The sequence below is a fragment of the Tepidiforma sp. genome (assembly GCF_034432735.1).
In the GTDB taxonomy this organism is placed as follows: Bacteria; Chloroflexota; Dehalococcoidia; order Tepidiformales; family Tepidiformaceae; genus Tepidiforma.
In genome coordinates this window covers 1-9,881 of the sequence record NZ_DAOUBJ010000138.1, presented here as the reverse complement: position 1 = coordinate 9,881, position 9,881 = coordinate 1, and the positions used below count along the sequence as shown (strand labels likewise).

Below are 9,881 nucleotides of genomic sequence, written 5' to 3'. Positions count from 1 at the left end.
GATGGATCAGGACATCATCGCCTATGCGCGGCAGGTGCATAACTTGCTGATCGGGGAGCGGACGGCGGAGGAGATCAAGAAGCTGGCGGGTTCGGCGGCGCCGCTCGACCCGGAGGAGACGATCGAGATTCGTGGGCGGGATATCGCGACGGGGCTGCCGAAATCGGTGGAGGTGAGCACGGTGGAGATCCGGGATGCGCTGGCGGGTTCGATTGCGGCGATCGTGGAGGCGGTGCGGTCGTCGATCGAGGTGACGCCGCCTGAGCTGGTGAGTGACCTGATGGCGCACGGGATTGCGCTGGCGGGGGGCGGCGCGTTGCTCCGGGGGCTGGACCGGCGGCTCTCGCAGGAGACGCGCTTTCCGGTCTACGTGGCGGAGGACCCGCTTTTGTGTGTGGTGCGCGGGGCGGGGGAGGTGTTGGAGGAGTCGGAGCTGTTGGAGAAGGTGCAGTCGCAGCTGGTTTCGCGGCGGCCTGGGCGGTAGCATCGGCGTGCGCCCCGGGGGACGGTCATGCTGACCTCGAACCGGTACTCGTGGTGGCTGGGAGCCATGGTTGGGCTGGCGATCTTGCTCGGGGTCGCCGGGCAGGTTGGCGTGCTGAGCCCGGTGCAGGGGGTGTTTTTGCGGCTGACGTCGCCTTTCGAAGCGGTGCTTTCGGCGGCGTTCCGGCCGGTGGCGGGGATGCTTTCGAGCGCGGGGGAGGTGGACTCGCTGCGGGAGGAGAATGCCCGACTTCGGGTGGAGAACGAGGGGCTGCGGAACGAGCTGGCGCAGCGCCAGCAGGATGCGCAGCGCATCAGGGAGCTGGAGGCGGCGCTGGGGTTGGCGCAGGGGGATGCGTCGCAGGCGCGACTGGCGGCGAACGTGGTGCACCGGGACAGTTCGCCGTTCAGCGATGTGATCACGATCGACCGTGGTGGGAACGACGGTATCGTGAAGGGGATGGTCGTGACGTCGACGCAGGGGTCGCTGATGGGGACGGTGACGCGGGTGACGCCGACGCGGTCGTTCGTTCGGTTGATCACGGATACGCGGAGCAACGTGCGGGCGGCGGTGCTGGGCGGTGAGGGGGCGGATGGCATTCTGCGGGGGAATCCGGGGCGGACGCTGACGCTGGACTTGGCGCAGGGGGATATCAAGGTAGGGGACACGATCATTACGGCGGGGCTTGGCGGGGCGTTCCCGTACGGGATTCCGATTGGGACGGTGACGTCGGTGGAGGGGTCGGCGCAGGACCTGTTCCCGAAGGTGGCGGTGGAGCCGCTGACACGCCTGGGGACGGCGACGACGGTGTTGGTGCTGATGAGTTTCGTGCCGGAGTCGCTCGATACGGGGGTGTCACCGTGAGGGGGCTGGCGCTTTTCGTGCTGTTGTTCTTGGCGGTCGTGGCGCAGGTGACGGTGGCTCCGCTGTTCCCGGTGGCCGGTGCGGTTCCGGACTTGGTGCTGTTGACGCTGTGCTTGGCGGCGGCCTTCGCTGGGCCGTCACCGGTGATGGTGATGACGCCGGTGGGAGCGGTGATGTTGGGGATGCTCTCCGACCGGGGGGCGGGGCTCCTGTTGCTGGCGTATTTGCCGGTGGTGGTGATCCGAGCGCTGCTGGAGGACGTGCCGCTGCCGTTGGGCCAGGCGGGGAAGACGTGGCTGACGATGCTGGGTTCGGGGCTGGCGGCGCGAACGGTGCTGGCGGTGGGGGCGATGCTGGCTGGGGCCCCGACGATGTTGGGGCCGCTGGTGTGGCAGGTGCTGCTACCGGGAGTGTTCATCGACGCGGTGTTGCTATTGTCGTTCTACGTGCCGCTTCGGTTGGCGGGGCTCCGGGGGGCGAGTTTCGCGGCGACGCGTGGGAGGTATTTCGCGAGCCTATGAGCATGCTCGAGGATGGGATCCGGACCCCAGCGGGCCCGTCCCGCAATCGACCGCACGGAAATGTGGCGGTGTTGCGGGGTTTCGTGCTCTTGTTGTTCGCGATCCTGACGATTCGGCTCGCGGATATGCAGATTCTGCGGGGGGAGGAGTTCGCTCGGCGGTCGCGGGAGAACCACATCGTGCGGACGAACATTTTGCCGACGCGGGGGCTCATCACGGACCGGAATGGCGAGCCGCTGGTGAGGAACGTTGGGGTTTACTCGGCGACGGTTCTGCCGGAGATGTTGCCGGGTTCGGCGGATGCTCGGTACCGGATTTATTTGCGGCTGCAGGAGCTGATCGGGGTTTCGCCGCTGGAGGTGCAGACGAAGGTGGACGAGGCGATCGCGGCGGGGCGGGACTACATCGCGATCCGGATCGCGACGAATTTGCCGAGGGAGGCTGCGCTGGCGCTGGAGGAGGCGGCGGTGGACCTGCCGGGGGTGAGCCTGGAGGTGACTCCGGGACGGGAGTACATCGCGGGGCCGGCGTTTTCGCACATCCTTGGCTATATCGGGCCGCAGACGGCGGAGGAGGCGAAGTCGCTTGCCGGCAAGGGGTACCAGTTGAACGAGCCGGTGGGTAAGGACGGGATCGAGGCCTGGTACGAGGGGGACCTCCGCGGGCAGATTGGCTATACGGCTGCGGAGCAGAATGCCCAGGGGCGGTTGATTCGGCTGCTGGGAAGGCAGGACCCGGTCCCGGGGAACACGTTGCGGCTGAACCTCGATGCTGGGCTGCAGGCGTACGTGGCGGACTTGCTGGAGCGGTCGATGGCGGACAATGGCACGGGATGGGGCGATGCGACGCAGGCTGCTGCGGTGGTGATGAATGCGAAGACGGGGCAGGTGTACGCGTTGGTCTCGATTCCGACGTACGACAACAATATCTACAGCGATGCGGAGCGGCGGGCGGCGGAGCTGCAGCGCATCCAAAACGATACGACGACGTACACGCTGCTGAACAAGGCATTGAACCCGGCGGCTCCGGGTTCGACGTTCAAGCTGGTGACGGCGACGGCGGGGCTGGCGGAGGGAAGCATCTCTCCGAACACGACGTTCCAGATTGGCTGCAGTTTGGATATCAAGGGCGAGAACGATGTTATCTACAACTACCCGGACTGGCGCTGCCACAACATGTCGATGGATGTGCGGACGGCGATCGCGTGGTCGTCGAATGTGTTCTTTTTCTTGACTTCGGGGGGTGACTTGGAGCGGCAGCGGGGGCTGGGTGGCGACGTGGAGACATCGGGTGCGGTGCTGGCGGCATGGGCGCGGAAGTTCGGATTCGGGAAGCCGACGGGTATCGATCTTTTCGGTGAGGCGGCTGGGCGAATCCCGGACCCGCAGTGGAAGCGAAGGACGAAGGTGGGGGCTGGGTTTGCGCCTGGTGAGAACGAGTGGTTCCTCGGCGATACGTACAACACGGCGATCGGGCAGGGCGATGTGTTGGCGACGCCGCTGCAGGTGGCGCGCATGACGGCGGCGATCGCGAATGGGGGGACGCTGCCGGTGCCGCATGTGGCGGATGCGGTGGTCGGGCCGGACGGGAAGGTGGTGCGGACGATCGCGCCGGAGGGTGAGCGGGTGGATGTGGATCCGCGCTGGTTGCAGGTGGTGCGGGAGGGGATGCTCGGCTCGGTTCAGTATGGTGCGGGGGCGAGGGCGGCAAGTTCGCGGACGACGGTGGCGGGGAAGACGGGCACGGCCGAGTTTTTCACGCGGGACGGGAAGAAGTCGCAGCATGCGTGGTTCACGGGGTTCGCTCCGTACAACGACCCGGAGGTAGTGGTGACGGTCTACTTCGACATCGGGGTGGGCGGCGACAAGGCGGCGCCGGTGGCGGGGAAGATTTTCGACTATTTCATGGAGCACGTGCGGCCGTGACGAGTGTCCGTTATGGGGAGTTTGGCGGGGCGCGTGTGCGTGGTTCGTTCTGGCGGGGGTGGGACCGTTTCGACTTTGTGATGGTGACGGCGGCGCTACTATTGGTGGGTGCGGGGCTGGCATTGATCCACAGTGGTTCGCGGCCTTGGTACGACGGGCCGTTGACGAGCCTTTCGAGCCCGGTGGTGAAGCAGGCGCTGTTCGCGGCGGTGGGCATCGCGGTGATGCTCGGGGTTTCTCGGGTGGACTATCACCGGTTCCTGCACTATGCGTGGGTGTTCTACGGGCTTGCGATCGTGACGCTTTTGGCGCTTTTCGCGCTGGGGAGTACGGCCTACGGTTCGACGCGCTGGTTCGACCTGGGCCCGGTGCAGGTGCAGCCGTCGGAGTTCGCGAAGCTGGCGGCGATTCTCTGTTTGGCGCGGTTTTTTTCGGAGCATGGGGGCGATGCGCGGGACCTCCGCTCGTTGCTGCTTTCGATGGGGATCGTGGCGCCGTTGGCGGGGCTGGTGTTCTTGCAGCCGGACCTCGGCACGAGTGTGGTGTTCGGTGGGATCTGGCTCGGGATCGTGGTGATCGCGGGGGCGAATCGCAGCCATCTGCTGGTATTGGCGGCGATTTTCGTTGCGATTCTGCCGTTCGCGTGGACGTTCGCGATTGCTGATTACCAGGTGGAGCGGGTGGCGGTGTTGGTGGATCCGAACGAGGATCCGCTCGATTCGGGGTACAACGTGTTGCAGTCGCAGATTGCGCTGGGGTCGGGGCAGCTTTTCGGGAAGGGGTACATGCAGGGCGATCAGACGCAGCTGGAGTACCTGAAGGTGGCGACGAAGGACTTCATTTTCAGTTTGCTGGGTGAGGAGTTCGGGTTCGTGGGGGCGATGGTCGTCTTCGGGTTGTACATCGTGTTGCTGATGCGAGGCGTTCGGGCGGCGCAACTTGCGGGCGATACGGCGGGCCAGTTGGTGGCGGTGGGGATCACGATGCTGATCCTGATGCAGACGTTCATCAATGTGGCGGTGAACGTGAGCCTGTTTCCGGTGACGGGTATTCCGTTGCCGTTCGTGAGCCAGGGAGGGTCATCGCTCGTGAGTCTCTTCGCTTCGCTGGGGCTGCTCCAGAGCATCGTGATGCGGCACCGTTCGTACCGACAGACCTGAGAGGCCGACAGCCGCGAGCGCTTCGGCGAGGGTGGCGGCTCGGACGAGGTGGATGCCCTGGGCGGCCGGTGTGCCGCTGGGGACGACGGCGGTAGCGATTCCGAGGCGTGCGAGCTCGGCGAGGCGGCGGCCCGCTTGGTGAAGGGGGCGGAGGGCCCCAGAGAGGGCGAGTTCGCCGAGGAAGGCGGTGCTGGGCGGGAGGGGTTTGTCGTGGATGGCGGAGGCGAGGGCAAGGCAGGTGGCGAGGTCGGCGGAGGGGTCGCGCAGGCGTAGGCCTCCGGCGACGTTGGCGACGATGTCGAGGGAGCTGGAGGGGATGCCGCCACGGCGGGCGAGGACTGCGAGGACGAGGTGGAGTCGTGCGGGCTCGATGCCGGCGGCGATGCGTCGCGGGGCGGCGAGGGTGGTGGGTACGGCGAGGGCCTGCACCTCGATGGCGAGGGGGCGGGAGCCTTCGATGATGACGGTGACGGCGCAGCCGGAGGCGGCGGGGGAGTGTGGTGCGAGGAGGGCGGCGCTGGGGTTTTCGACGCTGACGAGGCCGGTGCCGGTCATTTCGAAGAGGCCGATTTCGTCGGTGGTGCCGAAGCGGTTCTTGACGGCGCGGAGGAGGCGGAGGGCGCCGCCTTCGGCGGTTTCGAAGTAGAGGACGGCATCGACGAGGTGCTCGAGGAGCCGTGGGCCTGCGACTTCGCCGCTTTTGGTGACGTGGCCGGTGACGAAGGTGGCGGTGCCGGTGCTTTTGGCGAAGGCGAGGAGGCGGGCGCCGGCTTCGGCGATCTGGGCGGGGCCACCGGCGCGCGACTCGAGGCCTTCGATGGTGACCGACTGGATGGAGTCGACGATGAGGACGTCGGTCGCGGCGGCTTCGGCAGCGACGAGGGCGGCGTCGAGGCTGGGTTCTGCGATGAGGTCGATCGATGCGCCGGCGACGTGGAGCCGCTCGGCCCGCATGCGCACCTGCCTGGGGGATTCTTCGCCGCAGAGGTAGACGACGCGGAGCCCGCGGGCGGCGAGTGCGGCTCCGGCCTGGAGCATGAGGGTGGATTTGCCGATTCCTGGCTCGCCGCCGACGAGCACGAGGGAGCCGGGCACGACGCCGCCGCCGAGGACGCGGTCGAGCTCGGCGATCTGGGTGGGGAAGCGGGCAGCGGCATCGGTGGGAACTTGGTCGAGGCGGAGGAGGGGAGCGGGGGCCCCGGGTGGATGGCGGCGGGCGATCGGGGATTTCGGGGCTTCGGCGAAGGGGTCGAGGGTGTTCCAGGCCTGGCAGGCGGGGCAACGGCCGACGTAGGCGATGGTCGTCCAGCCGCAGGCTGAGCAGCGGTAGCCGCGTTCGGTCTTGGGCACCGAGGGAGTATAGGAGGGTTTTTGGTCAGGGAGCGACGAAGAGGATGTCGCCGGGGTGGAGTTCGGGGATTTGGCCGGGCGCGACGTAGACTGCCCCTGCTGCTTGGGGGTACTGCCACCGGACGGCGGGGCCGAGATTGACGCCATCGAAGATGGTGAGCCAACCGGGCACGTTGCCGGCGGCGTAAACGGTGGCGCCTGGAGGGATGGTGGGGTGCTCGGCGCGGAGGGCGTCGAGCCATGTTCGCTGCTGTTCTGGCCCCCAACCGGTCCAATCGGCGACGCGTTGCTGGAGCGACCAGGTGCTGCCGAGGAGGAGGATGAGGCCGGCGGCGGGCACTGCGGTGCGCCAGGGCTGGGGGACGAGTTGAACGAGGTCGGCAACGATGAAGGCGAGGCCGAGTGCGAGCGGCGGTATCGTGAAGTAGAGGTAGCGGGGGCCGATGCCGAGCTGGCTGGGAGCGACGGCGAGGAGGGAGAGGAGGGCGCCGGCGAGGAGGATGGCCGGCGGCCAACGGCGGGCGAGGATGCAGGCGATCGTGAGGAGGGGGACGACGGGTGCGGAGAGCTGCTGGACGGTACCGCGCCAGCCATCGAGCCCGCCGAGGTGTTCGCGGAAGGGGAGGAGGAGCTCGAGGAGGGTGCGGTAGTTGGTCCAGACGTGGTCGCCCCAGGCGAAGACGTCGCGGTTGGCGAGGGGTTCGGTGAAGGCGCGGGTGCGGATGAGGATGTAGATGGCGAGGAGGGCTGCGAAGGGGAGGAGGGGCAGCCAGGTTGGGGGCTGGCGGAGACGCCACTTGGCGGTGATGGCGAGGTGCCAGCCGACGACGATGGGGAGGATGACCCAGGCGTTTTCGCGGTGCATGGCCGCGATGGCGAGGAGCACGACGGAGAGGGAGAGGAGCCGCCAGCGGACGGATTCGGTCTGGGTGGCGTGGAGGAAGGCGAGCCAGGAGGCGAGGGCGAAGGGCAGAGCGAGGCTGTTGATGGACGAGATCCAGGCGACGGCCTGGTAGGTGCCGGGGTAGATGGCGACGACGCCGGCAGCGACGATGCGTACGGTGGGGCGGGGATCGAGGCGGGCGGCGATGAGCCAGGTGAGGATGACCGCTGCGAGGTGGCCGGTGAGGACGATGAGGTGGTAAGGCAGGGGGTTGCCGCCAGCGACGGGCTGGAGGATCTCGAACCAGAGGAAGGCGAGGGGCCGCCAGAAGTCGCGCGTGAATGGCAGGAGGGGTTCGTGGCCCCAGGGGGTGAAGGCGGCGCGGATGTACTGCCCGGGGCTGAGCTCGCGGGCGGCGAGGAGGTAGAAGTAGTCGTCGAGCCAAAACGGGGAGGCGAGCGCCGGGGCGTAGCCGACGACGGTGGAGGCGATGATGAGTCCGAGGGGCCAGGCGGGGCGTGCCGTCCGCAGGAGCCGGTGGTGCATTGGGGGAGTTTAGTGGAGGGGCGGTCAGTTGGCTTCGGCGGCGCGGTCGAGGAAGGGTCGGACGGCGGCGGCGAGGGGTGCGTGCTCGGGGTGCTGGAGGTGGGGGTCGCGCTGGAGGACGCGGTGGGCGAGTTGGCGGGCGCGGAGGAGGATTTCGCGGTCGGTGAGGCGGGCGACGCGGAGCATGGAGTTGGTGCCGCTCTGGAGTCGGCCCCAGGCTTCGCCTTCGCCGCGCATGCGGAGGTCGACTTCGGCGAGGGCGAATCCGTCGTTGGTTTCGCACATGGCTTGGAGGCGTTCGCGGGCTTCGGGGCCTGGGTCTTCTTCGCTGGAGAAGAGGATGCAGTAGCTCTGTTTGTCGCTGCGGCCGACGCGGCCGCGGAATTGGTGGAGCTGGCTGAGGCCGAATCGTTCGGCGCCTTCGATGACGATGACGGTGGCGTTGGGTACATCGATTCCGACTTCGATGACGCTGGTGGAGACGAGGACGCGGGCTTCGTTTCGGGCGAAGCGAGCCATGACTTCGTCTTTTTGGCGAGCGGACATGCGACCGTGGAGGAGATCGATTCGGTAGCCGGCGAGTGGGCCGTTGCGGAGGAATTCGAATTCTTCTTCGGCGGAGCGGATGGCGAGGGCTTCGGATTCTTCGACGAGGGGGCAGATGATGTAGGCCTGTTCGCCGGCGTCGAGGCGTTTGCGGAGGAAGCGGTAGGCGTCGTCGCGCTCGTCGGGGCGGTACCAGCGGGTGCGGATGGGCTGGCGGCCGGGCGGTAGCTCGTCGAGGGTGGAGACTTCGAGGTCGCCGTAGACGGTGAGGGCGAGGGTGCGTGGGATGGGTGTGGCGGTCATGACGAGGAGGTGGGGGTTTTGGCCTTTTTGGCGGAGTTTGGCGCGTTGCATGACGCCGAAGCGGTGCTGTTCGTCGACGACGGCCAGGCCGAGGCGCGGGAGTTGGAGGTCGTCTTCGAGGAGGGCGTGGGTGCCGATGAGGATATCTGCGCCGCCGTGGGCGGCGTCGCCGCGGACGTGTGCTTTTTGGGCTGGGGTGAGGGAGCCGGTGACGAGGAGGATTCGGAGGGGCCGGCCGAGCCAGGGCGGGTTGAAGACGCCATCGAGGGCGGAGAGTTCGCCGCCGAGGAGGCGTGCGAGGGAGCGGTAGTGTTGTTCGGCAAGGATTTCGGTTGGAGCCATCAGTGCGCCTTGGTAGCCGGAGGCGACGGCAGCGAGGAGGGCGGCGAAGGCGATGACGGTTTTTCCGGAGCCGACATCGCCCTGGAGGAGGCGAAGCATGGGGTTGGGGCCGCGGAGGTCGTGTTCGATTTGGGCGAGGGCGCGTTCTTGGGCTCTGGTGAGGGGGAAGGGAAGGCTGGCGAGGAATGGTTGGCGGAGGTTTCCGAGGGCGAGGGCTGGGGCGTCGTTGTGCTGTTGCCATTCGGCGCGGCGGAGGAGGACGGCGCACTGGACGGCGAGGAATTCGCCGAGTGCGAGCCGCTGGCGGGCGTGTTCGGCGTCGTCGGGTTTTGCGGGGGCGTGGTAGGTGCGGATGGCTTGGGCTACGGGTGCGATGTTTTCGGCCTGGCGTAGCCACGCGGGTATGGGGTCTTCGACGAGGTGGGCGACGGCTTCGACGGCGCGGGCGACGATGGTGCGGATGGTCTTTTGGGCGAGTCCGGCGGTGGCTGGGTAGACGGGTTCGAGGCGGGCGAAGTGGTCCCCTGCGCGTTCGATTTTTTCGAATTCGGGGTTTTCGAGCTGGAGGCGGCCACGGTAGCGCCGGACGCGTCCGGCGAGGACCAACCGGTCGCCCTGGCGGAGCCCGCGGGCGACGAACGGCATGTTCCACCAGAGAACGGGGAGGGAGGCGGAGCCGTCGGAGATGAGGCCTCGTGCGCCGCGGACGCGTCCGCGGACGCGAAATTCGGTGATGTCGAGGAGTTCGCCGACGATGGTCTGGAGGGCGGAGGATGGCTCGAGTTCGGCGATACGGCGGAGGTTGGTGTAGTCGTTGAAGCGCCTGGGGAAGAGGAAGACTGCGTCGCCGACGGTGGTGACGCCGAGTTTTTCGAATCGGCCGGCGATGCTGCGGGTGACGCCGGGGAGGTGGTGGAGGGGGGAATCGGGGCGGAGAGATGGGGCTGCGGGGAGGGG

8 protein-coding genes are annotated in these 9,881 nt (G+C 67.7%); 5 read left to right on the top strand and 3 right to left on the bottom strand.

Features of this window, described 5'->3' with window-relative positions; translation table 11 throughout:
* The 5 genes from VAE53_RS11990 to rodA form a co-directional block, all read left to right on the top strand.
* Nucleotides 1–484: rod shape-determining protein (locus tag VAE53_RS11990; RefSeq protein ID WP_322819604.1), on the top strand; the 484-nt coding region annotated here is incomplete at its 5' end.
* A 27-nt stretch (nt 485–511) separates the two neighbouring features.
* Entirely contained in the window at nt 512–1,348 is an 837-nt protein-coding gene (mreC, locus tag VAE53_RS11985) for a rod shape-determining protein MreC (protein ID WP_322819603.1), read from the top strand.
* Nucleotides 1,345–1,869 (top strand): hypothetical protein, encoded by a 525-nt coding sequence (locus VAE53_RS11980; RefSeq protein ID WP_322819602.1) that lies wholly within the window; start codon nt 1,345–1,347, stop codon nt 1,867–1,869. Before mreC ends, VAE53_RS11980 begins: the two co-directional genes overlap by 4 nt.
* Nucleotides 1,866–3,794 (top strand): penicillin-binding protein 2, encoded by a 1,929-nt coding sequence (gene mrdA / locus VAE53_RS11975; RefSeq protein WP_322819601.1) that lies wholly within the window; start codon nt 1,866–1,868, stop codon nt 3,792–3,794. Before VAE53_RS11980 ends, mrdA begins: the two co-directional genes overlap by 4 nt.
* Complete coding sequence (gene rodA / locus VAE53_RS11970) at nt 3,791–4,954, top strand: rod shape-determining protein RodA (protein ID WP_322819600.1); 1,164 nt, start codon at nt 3,791–3,793, stop codon at nt 4,952–4,954. Before mrdA ends, rodA begins: the two co-directional genes overlap by 4 nt.
* Here rodA and radA read toward each other — a convergent pair.
* From radA to recG, 3 genes are all read right to left on the bottom strand, one after another.
* The gene (gene radA, locus VAE53_RS11965; protein ID WP_322819599.1) at nt 4,874–6,304 is read right to left on the bottom strand and encodes a DNA repair protein RadA; all 1,431 of its coding nucleotides are present in this window, start codon (nt 6,302–6,304) and stop codon (nt 4,874–4,876) included. The genes rodA and radA overlap by 81 nt on opposite strands.
* 25 nt (nt 6,305–6,329) lie before the next feature.
* Complete coding sequence (locus tag VAE53_RS11960; RefSeq protein ID WP_322819598.1) at nt 6,330–7,733, bottom strand: hypothetical protein; 1,404 nt, start codon at nt 7,731–7,733, stop codon at nt 6,330–6,332.
* Between the two features lie 24 nt (nt 7,734–7,757).
* Nucleotides 7,758–9,881, bottom strand: a 2,124-nt coding sequence (recG, locus tag VAE53_RS11955) for an ATP-dependent DNA helicase RecG (RefSeq protein ID WP_322819597.1), incomplete at its 5' end; no start/stop codon positions are given.